The organism is Neorhizobium sp. T25_27 (assembly GCF_002968565.1).
Lineage (GTDB): Bacteria > Pseudomonadota > Alphaproteobacteria > Rhizobiales > Rhizobiaceae > Neorhizobium > Neorhizobium tomejilense.
Map to the genome: position 1 here is coordinate 1 of NZ_PVBJ01000018.1, position 13,225 is coordinate 13,225.

Consider the following 13,225-nt stretch of genomic DNA (forward strand, 5'->3'; position numbering starts at 1 on the left):
GAAACCGCCGGCTATGGAAAGACCCGGAAGCAACCATCAAGTCCGCCAAGGCCTTCCTTTATGCCGCATCCATCATGACCCTCGTCAGACGGATCGCACGCCCATCATGAATTCTCGGACGGACTCTAATATCGAATGGCGCCGGACTGTCGGGCGTTGCGACCAATCCGGTCTTATCGATGGATCGTCAACAAGGCAGACGTACCTGCCGATCAGTCAGAAACCGGGGGCATCTCAGCCGACTTTCCAGCACATAGGCCGCGGCCGACGTGGAAGCCGTTTCACTGCTATCCTGCGGCCAATGGCAGAACTGAAAGTGCCGCCTGAACTTGGAACCACCGACCTCTCGAACCGCCGAGCCTGATTGCAATTGGCCCAAGATGTAGGTTGGCTTGGTCGTAGGATCGGCCCGAATGGATTCGGGTCTCGTAGCGGCCTAGGCCCTAACTTCGCTCAACTCTTTCGCTCTCAAAAATATGGTCAAAGTCGACCTTAGGGAAAACATCCAAATAATGGTTCTCGTCGGCATTTGCATTGTATATGTTTTTTCGAAAAGAATTCAGATATTTATACTTCCTGAATATCTCCGCATGTCGACGCATTTGAAATTCAGCGTCTACAAAATCGAGGTTTGCCTGGTCAGGCCGCATAGCGTGCTGTTTCGTATGGTCGAAAAAATACACCAACTTGCCGTTGAACCAGTCATGATCAAAGCCGATTAAATATATTTCGCTAAACCCCATGTAAACCGCAAGCGTGACAGCGGCCTCGGAGACCGACCAGATTTTAGGGATATGTGCGAGATTGATTGGGAGGTCGAAGCTACCATCCCACGAGCCGTATTCAACCCAATGGACCACCTGCCCACGAAATAGGCCATTTTGCTCAATCATGTTACGGTCGCCGATGTGGAGGACCATTTCTGCGTCGAAAGTCTTCTGCTCCATGTCTTTCAGCCACGAGACGAATTTTTCCGTAGGGTATATTTTGCCGTGACTCGACACCAATGGCGGCAAGACGTGGTAGCGAGGTCGGAACGTGCGGAACAGCGGGTGAACGAATGTGTTGCTAACGCTGATGACGGTTTCCCCCTGCAGCTTGCTTAGATCCTGATGCGAGATTGATGATCCCGCTCCAAGGAGAAAGCAGCGCTGACCTGAATGGCGATCCTGGAGCTCCTGCGTTGCCAGAAGCAATCCACGCTCTTCGTCTGTTTTTTTAAGCCAATCCTTTCGTTGGCGAGCACGCGTCCTTAAGGCGGCTCTCTCTGAACGGTGAAGGAGTTTAAAAATGCTCTTCATGCCTGCCTGCCCTCAAACAAAGGATGGCTATCGCCGTCTGCCGTCATTCGGAATTGCGCGGCTCTGCGCCGAAGTTCCTCCTCCGGCCAATCCCACCATTTTAGCTGTAAAAACCGCTCAATAACTACTGGCGGAAACCGATAGCGAATAAGCTTCGCCGGTACCCCCCCAACAATTGCGTAGGAAGCGACGTTTTTGGTAACTACTGCGCCCGCCGCGATAATTGCTCCGTCACCCACCGTTACACCGTCCAAGATAAGAACGTTTGCGCCAATCCAGACATCGTTTCCGATGTCCACCGGTCCGACATTTTCTTCGAACTTGTCAGTGTCAACGAAGCTCACCCCGGCTTGCATGCTCGTTGAATAGAAGACTGGATGGGTCGTGGCCCAGTCGACGGGGTGTCGACCGAAGCCGCCTATTTTTGTACCGGGGCCGATAGAGCAGAACTGCCCAACGGTTGCATTCGTGATGGAGGCACCGGTAATATACGTGAAGCGCCCGAGCTTTGTCCTTGCTAGGACTGTATTCTTATGTAGGACGTTGTGTTCCGAAAAGATTGTATATCTATCGAAGCGGCTTTGCTTCGAGATTGACAGTCCTTTGTGGGCTCGCAGAACTGACTTACGTTGCTTTCGTCGTGACCACCATTTTCGCAGCGACATAACGTTCCTTTTTAGGATGGCTGTGTCGAGGAAATCTATATTCCAGTGTACCCTTGACACAGCTCTGTCGAGCACACCACTACATGGCGAGGAAGTGGCGTGCCAAGAAGAATAAGAACCCGCCGTACAACGGTGGTTTTCAATCTTCGACGGTTGAATATCCGGCGGAGGATCGATTTCGAGGCCGCCAATCTTGCAGCTTTTTCGGTTTCGTACTTGTCCGCCTCACCCAAAAAACCACCTTCTTACGCAAGAAGGGCAGGAACAATGATCTGCTTCGAAAGTCAAGTAGCCCGCGAGGGCGCGCCACAATTGCTCGACGTTCTGCTTGTCGCTCAGTAATAGGCTCGGGCTCTGGCTATCCGGGATGCCCGCGGATGCTTAACGGCGAGCTCCAATGCGGAAGGGCCTTTCGCGGGAAAAACCTGTGCGGCAAGAGTATTTCTGAGCGGCAAACGAAGGAGCTCACGAAGATGAACCGTCTGTCTATGAACTCAGTGAGACACTCGACTTCTTGCCCCAGCCCGAAATCAGACAAGCCCCCAGACCTCCGCTTTGGTATGGCAGACGACTAAATCCGATCACCTGTCTTGCAGCGAGGCGCCCAAGAGAGGCAGAAGCGGATTGGCGGCGAGGGCATCCTGGAAATAAGCGGCCGCGCGAGCGGTACCTTGCTGAAAACGCAAAGGATCGGTTGCGACGACCGCGATAGCTTCAGCGAATTCTCGGTCGGTAGTCGCTGGCACGCCATTTCCGTGTGTCAGAAGCGCCATCATCGACATTCCTCGAGTGTGGATGACCGGCTTATACCCAGCGACGGCATCTTGAACGACACCGGATCCCTGAAGGCAATAGATTGCTCTTTCATAAGGCAGCAGGACCGCATCTACCGAATGAAAAAGCTTTTCGAATTCCTCCGGCGAGATGCGATTGTCTTGAGGAGAAACAATGACATTCTGCTCGCCATCGAGAAACCCTCGCAGGTCCCCGTAGATACCTCCTTCACGAAAATCCGCCGCCGAACCTTGGATGACGATATCTATCAGGAGCGTGGATCCAGTATCTGTCAATTCGGCAAGGGCCGCGACGATGTTCGCAAGCCTTTGGCTGCCTTTCTCCGGTCTCGGCTCGCCGAAAACTCCTATTCGGAATCTTGGCTCCCGATTGACCTGAGCGTCAGGGACCACTGCGTTGGGTACACTGCAAGGCAGGTAGAACCCTCCTTCTACGGGCATTTTAAAGTGGTTGCGGAAATAGCCTGCAAGTTCATCGGTCTCGGTAAACAGGAAAACATTTGCCGGTAATCGCTTCAGAATTGCCCTCAGCCGCTTAGCGCGGATCCTTTCATCTCGGTCTCCCAATTCCGTGTTGAGAAAACGAAGGCAAGTTCGGGGCGCGTTGTCCCCCAATATAGTCGTTAGTTCAACCGCTGACTCAAGGCTATCTAGGTCCGCCGTTGGCACGATGATAAGATCAGTCGCACCCAATTGCAGCTGCCGGCATATCGTAACCAGTGACGTCCCGAAGGCAGAAAGGGGCAGCCTGACCGAATGCGCGAGCTTAACGCTCCCGAATAGCGCGCCCAATCTCTGAAATGCACTCCCGTGGTGCAATCGGGATCGCAACCTAGCCATTTTAATCGACTTCGCGCTAAGCTTTCCAGCCGCCGCCCCGAGGAACCCATCATACCCTTCTCCGGCCACGAAAGTCGCGTCGAAGTTGGGTAGCAACATCTTCAATGCAGAAATCTGGGTATGATGATGTCCGCGATTGTGCTCAAGCTTTCGCTCCACAATCAGAAGCTTTCTGCGATCTCTCGCCTCACTCACCACCCGTACCCTCGAGTAAACCTGTTTCCAGCATGCCGACGCACGAAATGGAGGCCATGTCTGTGGCGCCATGATTGTTGGCAGCGGTGCCCGCTTCTCGCCGGTGAGGCAGCGAAAGTGTTTGCCTTAAACAACATTAACCTAACTTTACATTGGCAGTTCATCCGGTGTGACGACAACTCAAACCGCGTTACGGCTAGTTCAGATCCTAGTGGCTTTTCGGAGGTGGACGCGACGATTCCGTAGCTGAAAACCTTGCCGCTGGTGGGACTGACCTTCTACCTACAAAAAGCAAAGAGGGCAGCATTGGCTCGTCAAGATCGCCTGGGTGGTTTGCCAAAACGTCATCATCCGATGCTCTGAGGACAGAGGTCGAAAGCCCTCATTTGGGCTCTGCAAGCATTTCTTCCGCGCACCGGTTCTCAAACCCTCTCTGCAGCATATCGCCCGCAGCCGCGGATACCATGCCGACGAATCGCTAACGGACGGCTGTGCGTCCCTAACCTTGCTCCGGTACCTGCCGTCTGGAGGTCCCCAGCGGACAGGAGTTGGCCTAGCTTAACGACGTGTCGGAGCACCACACTATATGCGCGGGCACCCGGGTGCCTTGGAGATGATCACCGAATCGGAACGCCCCCGGGATCCGCCCCGCTTGCCGTACCCGCCAATATAATAGTAGCTTCGGTTTTCAGAGTTGATGAACGGGTCATCCAGGTGCCGTGAGGCAGCGGACAACGCTGCCCGCGGGCTGCAACCTGGCCGGTAACTGCGGCGATCATCGCGGCGATCATACCGCCGATCATACCGCCGATCATATCGCCGGTCGTAGTCATCGCGTTCGACCCGAACGCCCCGTTCCCCGAATTCAAATTCGAATCCTTGGGCTGTGGCAGGTGCAGATGGTACGCCGAAGCTGGTAAGCAACGCCAAGACGGCCGCCAGCAACCCACGTTTTTTCGCTTTCATTGTTTCTCTCCTAGCAACGGTACTCAGCCAAAATAGCTGAGCTAAAATGAACGGCAGCCTAACAAGTTCCGTCCCTGGGTTGGTTCGTTACTTTTCCGGATTCGGATTGGGTGGCAGATCAGCATGCTTCCGCTGGCATCGAAGTGTCGGATGTCCGCCTTTGATGATGCGGTCGAACGAAGTCCGGCGGTCGGCTCCAAGCATTCATGAGATCCATGACCCGTCGCTTAAGTCTAAATGAACTACTATCCGTCGTCGGATGCGCGGTTCCGCCACAATTAGTTCACGCAGACGGTAGTAGAGCGACAATCGGCCGAAGCTTGTCATGCTTCATGACTGAAGCCATTTCACAACCTCAAATACCTCAGCGTATTGCACCCCGATGCGTTGGCCGGCATTTTCCGCCTCATTTCGGAAGAAGCTCACCCACTTGCGACCCGTACGCTCCATTTCAGACTCATGCGCGAGAATGGCGTCTTCTTTCTGCTGCCAATGAGGAGTGATATCCACGTAAAAATTGCCTCGGAAATCGACCGTCGAGTGATACCAGTTGCTGCGATACATGAGGAGCCGGGGAACGTGCCGGCAACTGTGGAGCGAAGCGCGCGACAAAGCCTGGTGGTCGTGATGAATGTCACCACTCCAGTGGGTGTAAACCAGGTCGATCTTCAAATCCTGGACAAGCTTGAGGATCTCGATGTTGAGCTCATCGACAAACTCGATTTCCAGCGTCTTGAAGTCGCCGCAGTACATCTTTTCGACGCCGAGAATCTCCATTGCCGCATCGGCTTCCGCACGAGCGACTTGGCTGCTTCGTACCGACTGATCGTACTGATTGGAAAATCCGGATACGGTGGCCACGTAGACGTAGACAGTGTCGCCCTGTGCCGTATGACGGGCCAGAGCCCCGCCGCAACCTAATTCAACATCGTCGAAATGGGCACCAATCGCCAGAACATTCATTTGCAGCTCCTTAGGACATCGCGGGATCCTGCAATACCACAATTCAACAGGAGGTCCAGAATGCTGAGAAACGGTATAAAGTCGCCGAATGGTTGTCGATAAACGGGGTGAGTGAACTTTTGCCAGACTAATTCTATACCAGCAGCTTCGAACAGGTCAGGTCGCATGTAGTCTCTCGCGCCAGTCCCCGATAAGTAGCGGTTTGCGCCCACCTCGTGCAGAAGATTGATCAGTAATTCGTTCTTGCTCCCATCTACCGCGAGCGAGCTGGAGCGAACCATTGGGATTTGAATGTCGAGCATTCCCATGATCCCCTTGAGAAAATTGAGGTTAAAATCGACGAGGAGGTCGCAACGCTCGGAATAGAGTTTTTCGACGACAGGAAATACCTCGTTCCAGCCTGGACATTTTCGGTAATTTTCTCTCAGCTGCGCCAGATTTTTCTCCGCCCATTCAAAACCAGGCAGAAGTTCCACTTGATTGATCGGGGTGCCGAGCGTCGGTTTGCGAATTCCGATCGTCAGCCAACGCTCTCCCTCACTTGTCTTGATTTTGTCACGATGCGTCCAGCTTTTGCTGGTACCGTGAACAAACTGGACGTGGTCGAGCACAACATAGTGGTCGGCATGCTGAAATCGTTGGAAGAATCCGAGATATGGCGCAAAGTCCGGCTGATGGATGACGACCGTTGACATCAGGTCTCTAACCCCTTGATTAGGCTGCCGACTCGACGAACGCCCTCCAAATCCACCGCGTCGAGTGCAGCCCGACTCATTGTTCCTATAGATAGCCCTTCGAAAGCAGCGGTGAGATCAAGAGTGCTGTGGTGGCCGGCAAATCTTGCGCAGCCTAGCTTTTCCAACGCCCTTCCGACTGGAATCTCGAAATTCTCATTGGCAATCACAATGCAGGGAAGGCCGCCCGCGCAGGCCTCGAATGGCGTCACGCCGCCGCCCGTTATAGCGATGTCATGGCCCGCCATTTCCTGCGCAAGCGAGGCAACAGCGCCTCGATGAGTTAAAGATCCTTCGGTTTTACCCTGGAGGATGATGTCGAGCTCGTCCTTATGTTGGAATGCCGGACCTGTTACAATCGTAGCGTGCATCGCATTATCACGAAGCCATTGAGCCACCTTTATCGTAACGCCATAGGTGTCGGCGCCGCCCATGGTTACCAATATCGAGGTCAAGCTATCGCGATGCCGCCTATATAACTCGATCTCGGGATTGAGGATCATGAAATCCACACCGCTCCGGACATCCTTGCCTTTGAGCTCGGCAATATCCTCAAATATCAATGCTGATACATTCAGATCGGCAAATGCTGCGCCGTCCCCCCGGTCGTCAAACGTTACGAGCTTGAGACCTGCCGCTACTATGGCCTTGGCATGTGCAACCTGCGTGTTCAATCGGTCATTGACCCAGATCGTTGCAGAACCAAGAGAGCGAATAAGTTCGAGTTCCCAGCTTCCGGCTTCGGCGTATATATCATAGCCATAAACAGCGAAGCCGCGCGCTTTAACGATATCGTGTGAGGCTTCGTGTCGGTTTACAGCGAAGCAGACACTCCTACCGCTGCGTGCCAGTTCATCAGCTAAGGTTAGGGACCGATAGAGATGTCCTAAGCCTCGCGTATGGGAGCTTTCTATGCAGAATACGAACATAAGCGGATCGCTTCTTCGGTGCCCAGCCATTTCTGGGACGATTTTTTCACAAGGTTGTCCGCACGTTCCCAGTCATCATAGGTGTCAATAGTGAGGCGAAGGTCAGGCGCTCTCTTTGCCTCCGGTATCGGAAGTTCTGCGATCCCGAAATATTCCGGATGGTCCGTGAAATATTCGTTCACATGCTCTCGGTGGTGGGGCAGATGCCCGTCGCGATGGCTCTGTTCAAGAGCCGGGAAAGTAAAGATTTCCGCACCGACGCCTATCGGAAGCTGGCCGAACGCGTGGGTATAGTCATAGGCTCCGTCAAGATGGAAATCGATCAAACGATCCAATTCCTCGATGTCCGTAAACGGGTTGTCGGCTGTCAGGCGGATAACATTGTCGAAACCGAAAGCTATCGCGCATTGATAGTACCGAGCGAGAACATCCAGTTCATCCCCACGAAAAACCGCCACGTCGTGGTTCACACACCAAGCTTCAATGGAGTCATTTTCGGAGGCTGTGGAGGTCGCAACAACGCACTTCGCCTCGTTTCGCATCATCGCAAGCCGCCCGATAACGTGAGACAGTAGGGGTTTCCCTCCGATGTCAGTTAAGACCTTTCCGGGTAGCCGCGTTGATCCCATTCGCGCTTGAATGATCACTCCCAATTTCAAGCAAGATTACTCCACTGCAATACTGCATCGGCTTTAAGGTCAACAGCAGCCCGCCGGCCGATCACTTCTTCAAAGTGTTTCGGATAAATGCCGGTGCCTGGACGCTTAACAGCGATGTCCGCTTCCGAGATCACATCGCCAGCCTTCAAATCGCGTTCCAACACGATGCTCTTCCTGTTGTTGATACGGGTTACTCGCTCGCTAGCCGCGGGTTCTTTGACACCTGATCCGCGCATGACTTCAAAGGCGCGAATGGCATCTACCAACCACTTCATTTCCTCTGGATCCGCCGAGAGCATATGGTCAGGACCGTCTGCATTCTTGTCGTAGGTGAAATGGCGCTCGATGGCTCGAGCACCCATGGCAACGGCACAGAGACAGGCAACGGGCGTCAGGGTGTGGTCAGAATAACCGACATCCAAGCCGGGAAATTCCCGCATGAGCGACTGCATGGCGCCAAGGTTGACGTTCTCTGGATGGGTCGGATAGCTCGTAATAGCATGTAGCAGGATAATCCGGCTATCGCTTTGGGCTTTGATGGCAGCAACCGACTCGCGAACCTCGTCCAAGGTACACATACCGGTCGATAGAATGATCGGTTTTCCGGTATTGGCAAGGTAGCGGAGGAGCGGAAGATTCACGGCATCGTCGGAACCCACCTTGTGCGCGCCGACGCCGCATCTCTCTAGCAGATCGACGTCAGACTGATGAGAGGGAGAGGAGAACCAATCGAGCCCCTGTGCTTCGGCGTATCTGAACACCTCTTCATGAAGGCTTTCATCGACCTCGTAGCGCTGGAACAACTCGAACTGGGACGTGACCCCCGTGTTTTCCATGTCAAACATAGCCCCCCGCGTTGATAGCGTTCGAGCCCGATAGGTCTGGAGCTTAACTGCGTCGACCCCCGTGGCCTTGGCCTCATCGATCAGACGCACAGCCTGCTCGACTGTTGTAAAATTTCCCCCGATTTCAGCAATGATATACGTTCGATCGGTGCGATAGTTGCGGAACATCGGCTACTCCCTGTATTTCACGACCTTAGCGGGAACACCGACAGCGATCGCATAGTCAGGGATTTCCCCTCTTACGACCGCGTTCGCCCCGATGACGGCTCCTTTGCCGACGCGACTGTTCATCAGTATCTTGGCTCCCGCGCCGATCCACGCATCGTCTCCTATGACGACTTGCCCGATCTCCGCCTGCTGTTCGCGAATGAGGCGGTTGCGTGCAATCCCATGGCTGTGATCGATGATTTGCACGTCTGATCCGATGAGAACGTTTTTGCCAATCTCTATGCGGTTCTTTGCGGTTATAATGTTCCGGCGGCCGATAACAGTATTGCTTCCAATGACAACGTGCGGGTGCGGCATCGTTAATTGGAAGAAGCAATAGTCTTGAATTGTGACTCCGTCGCCGACTTCAAGGACCGCATGATCCACGAGACGAAACTCGGCGCTCGGCTTGCAGACGAAGTCAGTGCCGCACTTCGAAAGATAGCGTTTCTCTTTGTAGAAAGAGACTATCTTTTGAAAGAGACCGCCCCTGTTTCGATACGAGGCGCGATCCACCATTGTCAAAACCTTACATCCCGATTTCTTGACTGCGATTTACGTAGTTGTGAACAACTACCTTGCGTCCGCCAATCTCGGCAGATTCATCATTGGTGAGGCGCGGAAGATAACAACGCCTGCAGACTTCGCTCTTCAAGAAGCCCTGAGGCTCCTTGTGGAGCGCTCGGACTGCATTCATCTTTTCGCTGTGCCAGATTTCATGCACCGTCTGGTCTTTTGCGTTGCCAATCACCTCACGGTTTTCCTCGTCGTTCGAGCACTTCATGACGAGCCCATCGGCACCAATGACGAGGCGCTGATACTGCTGGGGGCAAGTAAAATTGTCGAGGTACGCGACGTCGGTATCGTTTCCGAGATAGTCGATCAACGGGTTGAAGGCAACAAGATCAACGTAGGGCGCGAACGTTTCGTAATAGAGATCGGGATTTTCCCTGATCGCCGGCCATATGCCCTGTACCTTGATCACAGGCCGATTAAGACCGCGCTCCTCCTTATAGGCCTTGATACCTTTGACTTTCTCAAGCAGATCATTGAACTTGATCGGCTTACGGATATTTTCGTAAGTCTGCCCGGTCCCATCGATGGAGATCGTGATCCAGTCGATACCGGCATCGACGATCTGCTCGAAGTATTTACGGTTTAGCTTGAAGCCGTGGGTAAGCGTCGAAACTTCTTTGATCCCGTGGTCCTTGGCATAGCGGACACAGTCTGCAAACCGCTGATGAAGGGTGGCTTCGCCACGCAACGACAAGCGAATTGCTGGAACCTTACCGCCGATCTCATCGATGATGCGACGATATAGATCCCAATCCATACGTGTCGTGTTGACACTTTTCTTGAACTCGTCGCTGATAGTGTAGCACATCGGGCAACGGAGGTTGCAGATCGATGCCAGCTCCAAGTCAACCAGAAGAGGATATTCGGAAACCTCCTGGTTCTTGGCATACTCCGCCCATCTTTTGCGATAGAGCGCGTATTCAGTTTCCCAACCTTCGCCTCGATACTTTTCGAACGCGGCTTCGCGCTCATCGGTATCCATGGAATAGTTGCCTTTATTAATCGGGACGTTGCGCTCCGTCAATCTAACGCTCCGCTATCATAGCCTTGATGCCAGCTGAAAAATCCCACTTCGGGCGCCATGCAATCATCGTTTCCGCGCGTCCTATGTCAGCGCGCACGTCAAGTATCTCATTCCGCCTAGCCGCGCAAGACGAACTTACGGGGAGGCTTGTTCCGCAGGCCTGTTGAATGACAGCGACTATATCTTGGATCGACAGGGATATGCCGGACCCGATGTTTAGACAGTTATAGCCATCTGGAGCCTGTAGGGCAGCGATGAATGCATCGACGACATCATCGATGTAAACGAAGTCCCGTCGAGGCGTCAGGTCCATTACATTGACTGCCGACTTCGAGCTTATCTGCGAGATTAGCATAGGGATCAAGAACTCAGGCCTTTGCCCCGGGCCGTAAACGTTGAATATCCTCAGCGCGGTAACAGGTACATTCTCGTGGATGGCCGCGAATTCACACAGCTGTTCGGCGAACCTTTTCGAGACTGCATATGGATTATTAGGATTGACCGGGTCACTTTCCCGGATTGGCAAGCTAGCGGGAACGCCATAAACGTAGGCGCTGGCAAATACCATTCGAGCACCGTGACGCTTGCACCATTCAAGTGCATTCTGCGTTCCGACGACATTCGTCGCGAGGAAGGAAGGGGCATTGGTCCAACTGTCGGGCACATAGCTTCTGCCAGCCAGGTGAAACAAGACCGGCGCCGGCGGCAGATCACGCCACATCGCCGGATCAGATACGTCGTGGGTCCGATCGAGGGCGAGGGTTTCGGTGCCTCGGTTCTCGAGCGCCCGGATCAGCTTCCGGCCTATGAAACCGCCCGCGCCGGTGACAACCGCGTCAGTCATTCAAAAATTTGTGTCGCATCGATTCGAACTCCTCGATGGCAAGGGCGTAATCATCAGGTCTGCCAATATCCAGCCAATATCCGTCGAAAGGTCGAACATAGGCGGGCTTTTTTGCGGCGAGAAGATCGAGCATCAGCTGATCGAAACCGTAGGCTCCTTCGGAGGGAAAATGTGCGATCGCTCTCGACGAGAGCATATAGACGCCCATGCTGACCTGATAATTGGCCACTGGCTTCTCGCGGAATCCGCACAGCATGCCTTGCTGGTCCGTGTCCAACACCCCGTAATCGATGCGGTGTTCGCGGTTTTTGGCGGAGATCGTGAATATATCGCCTCTTCGCACATGGCTATCGTGAAACGCCGCGAAATCGAGGTCGGTCAGAATATCACCGTTCATCACCAAAAAATTGTCGGGCAGATCGCGAATGAGGTTTAGGGCACCCATCGTGCCCAAGGGCCGATCTTCCAGGGAGTAGTCAATCCGAACACCCCACTTCGCACCGTCTTGGAAGAAAGCCTTGATGATCTCGGCCTGATGATTAACCGCCATAGTGATGTGGGTGAAGCCGGCACTGATCAGTTGGCGAACGATGACTTCAAGAATGGGATATTCGCCAATCGGCATCAAAGGTTTTGGCAGGACCACGGTGTAAGGCCTTAGCCGCGTACCTTGGCCGCCCGCCAGAATTACGGCTCGCCTAGACATTGTATAGAGTTGCCTTATACCTGCTCAGGTTGATCGGATCGCGCATCCATTCGATGGTTGTTCGCAGCCCCTCCTCCAGCGAATAGCTCGGCATGAAGCCAGTGAGCGAGCGAATGAGGCTGTTGTCGCAGAGAAGCCGCTCAACCTCGCTATTGGCGGGACGAAGTCTCTGTTCGTCGCACTGGATGTTGACTGGCGTATCGACGAGCCGGGCAATGAGATGGACCGTATCCAGAATGGAAATCTCGCGGCCGGAACCGATATTGACAGTCTTACCGATCGCTTCAGGCGCCCTGGCAAGGGCGACGAATGCGTCGCAGGTGTCCTGAACGTAGTTGAAGTCGCGCGTTGGGGAGAGGGATCCCAGTTTTATAGATCGGTGTCCGTTCAGAAGCTGGGTGATGACAGTGGGGATCACCGCCCTGGCTGATTGCCTTGGCCCAAAGGTATTGAATGGACGGGCGATGACCACAGGCAGACTGAAGCTCGAATGGAAGCTAAAAGCCAAAGCGTCGGATGCAATTTTGGTCGCCGAATATGGCGATTGCGCTTGCAAAGGGTGACTCTCGTTTATTGGAACAGAGAGCGCCGTTCCGTAGACCTCGCTGGTCGAAGTTTGAACGAAGCATTCCACGCCGGCATCGAGAGCACCTTGAAGCACATTCAGCGTGCCGTGAATGTTGGTATCGACGTAGCTGGACGGAGCCTGATATGAGTAGGGGATTGCGATCAGCGCAGCGAGATGAAAGATGGTATCGACGCCTTTTGCGATCGAGCGCATTTGCGCGGGGTCGCGCACATCGCCGAGAACGGCCTCGAAGTTTCCCGCATATTGGGATCCATCCAACCAGCCCCAGCTTGAGGACGAATTATACTGGCAAAGCGCACGAACGCTCACGCCCGTCTTCACCAGCGATTCTACGAGATGAGACCCGATGAAACCGTCGGCACCCGTCACCAGGACCTTTTTCATGATA

At 53.8% G+C, this 13,225-nt stretch carries 12 protein-coding genes and 2 pseudogenes; 1 reads left to right on the top strand and 13 read right to left on the bottom strand.

Translation table 11 applies throughout. The features are described from left to right. A pseudogene (locus tag C5J24_RS30070) lies at positions 1-110 on the top strand (IS5/IS1182 family transposase); the annotation flags it as partial. Positions 111-443: 333 nt separating this feature from the next. Here the strand turns inward: C5J24_RS30070 and C5J24_RS30075 are convergent. From C5J24_RS30075 to C5J24_RS30140, 13 genes and pseudogenes are all read right to left on the bottom strand, one after another. Further along, positions 444-1,301: a hypothetical protein gene (locus C5J24_RS30075; protein ID WP_105423300.1), complete on the bottom strand. Its 858-nt coding sequence runs from the start codon at positions 1,299-1,301 to the stop codon at positions 444-446. 89 nt (positions 1,302-1,390) lie between these two features. Beyond that, positions 1,391-1,600 (bottom strand): annotated as a pseudogene (locus C5J24_RS32790) (CatB-related O-acetyltransferase); the annotation flags it as partial. A gap of 947 nt (positions 1,601-2,547) precedes the next feature. After that, positions 2,548-3,795, bottom strand: a complete 1,248-nt coding sequence (locus C5J24_RS30085; RefSeq protein ID WP_172724186.1) for a glycosyltransferase family 4 protein — start codon at positions 3,793-3,795, stop codon at positions 2,548-2,550. A 1,296-nt stretch (positions 3,796-5,091) separates the two neighbouring features. Then, positions 5,092-5,724 (bottom strand): PIG-L deacetylase family protein, encoded by a 633-nt coding sequence (locus tag C5J24_RS30095; RefSeq protein WP_105423308.1) that lies wholly within the window; start codon positions 5,722-5,724, stop codon positions 5,092-5,094. Next, positions 5,721-6,422: a WbqC family protein gene (locus C5J24_RS30100; RefSeq protein ID WP_105423310.1), complete on the bottom strand. Its 702-nt coding sequence runs from the start codon at positions 6,420-6,422 to the stop codon at positions 5,721-5,723. The genes C5J24_RS30095 and C5J24_RS30100 overlap by 4 nt, the downstream gene beginning before the upstream one ends. Further along, a complete protein-coding gene (locus C5J24_RS30105; RefSeq protein ID WP_105423312.1) occupies positions 6,419-7,387 on the bottom strand; it encodes a glycosyl transferase in 969 nt (322 codons plus the stop codon). Before C5J24_RS30105 ends, C5J24_RS30100 begins: the two co-directional genes overlap by 4 nt. Beyond that, positions 7,369-8,016 carry a cytidylyltransferase domain-containing protein gene (locus tag C5J24_RS30110; protein WP_245446867.1) on the bottom strand — a complete coding sequence of 216 codons (648 nt, stop codon included), beginning with the start codon at positions 8,014-8,016 and terminating at the stop codon, positions 7,369-7,371. The genes C5J24_RS30105 and C5J24_RS30110 overlap by 19 nt, the downstream gene beginning before the upstream one ends. A gap of 26 nt (positions 8,017-8,042) precedes the next feature. After that, positions 8,043-9,059, bottom strand: a complete 1,017-nt coding sequence (locus tag C5J24_RS30115) for an N-acetylneuraminate synthase family protein (RefSeq protein ID WP_046607355.1) — start codon at positions 9,057-9,059, stop codon at positions 8,043-8,045. Positions 9,060-9,062: 3 nt separating this feature from the next. Next, the gene (locus C5J24_RS30120) at positions 9,063-9,617 is read right to left on the bottom strand and encodes a DapH/DapD/GlmU-related protein (protein ID WP_205836992.1); all 555 of its coding nucleotides are present in this window, start codon (positions 9,615-9,617) and stop codon (positions 9,063-9,065) included. A gap of 10 nt (positions 9,618-9,627) precedes the next feature. Beyond that, the gene (locus tag C5J24_RS30125) at positions 9,628-10,698 is read right to left on the bottom strand and encodes a radical SAM/SPASM domain-containing protein (protein WP_105423318.1); all 1,071 of its coding nucleotides are present in this window, start codon (positions 10,696-10,698) and stop codon (positions 9,628-9,630) included. 1 nt (position 10,699) lies between these two features. Continuing rightward, on the bottom strand, positions 10,700-11,542 hold the full coding sequence (locus C5J24_RS30130) for an NAD(P)-dependent oxidoreductase (RefSeq protein ID WP_105423320.1): 843 nt from the start codon (positions 11,540-11,542) through the stop codon (positions 10,700-10,702). After that, positions 11,535-12,248 carry a nucleotidyltransferase family protein gene (locus tag C5J24_RS30135; RefSeq protein ID WP_105423322.1) on the bottom strand — a complete coding sequence of 238 codons (714 nt, stop codon included), beginning with the start codon at positions 12,246-12,248 and terminating at the stop codon, positions 11,535-11,537. The genes C5J24_RS30130 and C5J24_RS30135 overlap by 8 nt, the downstream gene beginning before the upstream one ends. Next, the gene (locus C5J24_RS30140; protein ID WP_105423324.1) at positions 12,241-13,221 is read right to left on the bottom strand and encodes an NAD-dependent 4,6-dehydratase LegB; all 981 of its coding nucleotides are present in this window, start codon (positions 13,219-13,221) and stop codon (positions 12,241-12,243) included. Before C5J24_RS30140 ends, C5J24_RS30135 begins: the two co-directional genes overlap by 8 nt. Between the last annotated feature and the right edge of the window lie 4 nt (positions 13,222-13,225).

Excerpts from the sequence above, each read along its gene's own strand:
- C5J24_RS30105 (WP_105423312.1), bottom strand. The coding sequence starts at position 7,387 with ATGTTCGTATTCTGCATAGAAAGCTCCCATACGCGAGGCTTAGGACAT.
- C5J24_RS30075 (WP_105423300.1), bottom strand. The coding sequence starts at position 1,301 with ATGAAGAGCATTTTTAAACTCCTTCACCGTTCAGAGAGAGCCGCCTTA.
- C5J24_RS30110 (WP_245446867.1), bottom strand. The coding sequence starts at position 8,016 with ATGGGATCAACGCGGCTACCCGGAAAGGTCTTAACTGACATCGGAGGG.
- C5J24_RS30140 (WP_105423324.1), bottom strand. The coding sequence starts at position 13,221 with ATGAAAAAGGTCCTGGTGACGGGTGCCGACGGTTTCATCGGGTCTCAT.
- C5J24_RS30130 (WP_105423320.1), bottom strand. The coding sequence starts at position 11,542 with ATGACTGACGCGGTTGTCACCGGCGCGGGCGGTTTCATAGGCCGGAAG.
- C5J24_RS30115 (WP_046607355.1), bottom strand. The coding sequence starts at position 9,059 with ATGTTCCGCAACTATCGCACCGATCGAACGTATATCATTGCTGAAATC.
- C5J24_RS30095 (WP_105423308.1), bottom strand. The coding sequence starts at position 5,724 with ATGAATGTTCTGGCGATTGGTGCCCATTTCGACGATGTTGAATTAGGT.
- C5J24_RS30120 (WP_205836992.1), bottom strand. The coding sequence starts at position 9,617 with ATGGTGGATCGCGCCTCGTATCGAAACAGGGGCGGTCTCTTTCAAAAG.
- C5J24_RS30135 (WP_105423322.1), bottom strand. The coding sequence starts at position 12,248 with ATGTCTAGGCGAGCCGTAATTCTGGCGGGCGGCCAAGGTACGCGGCTA.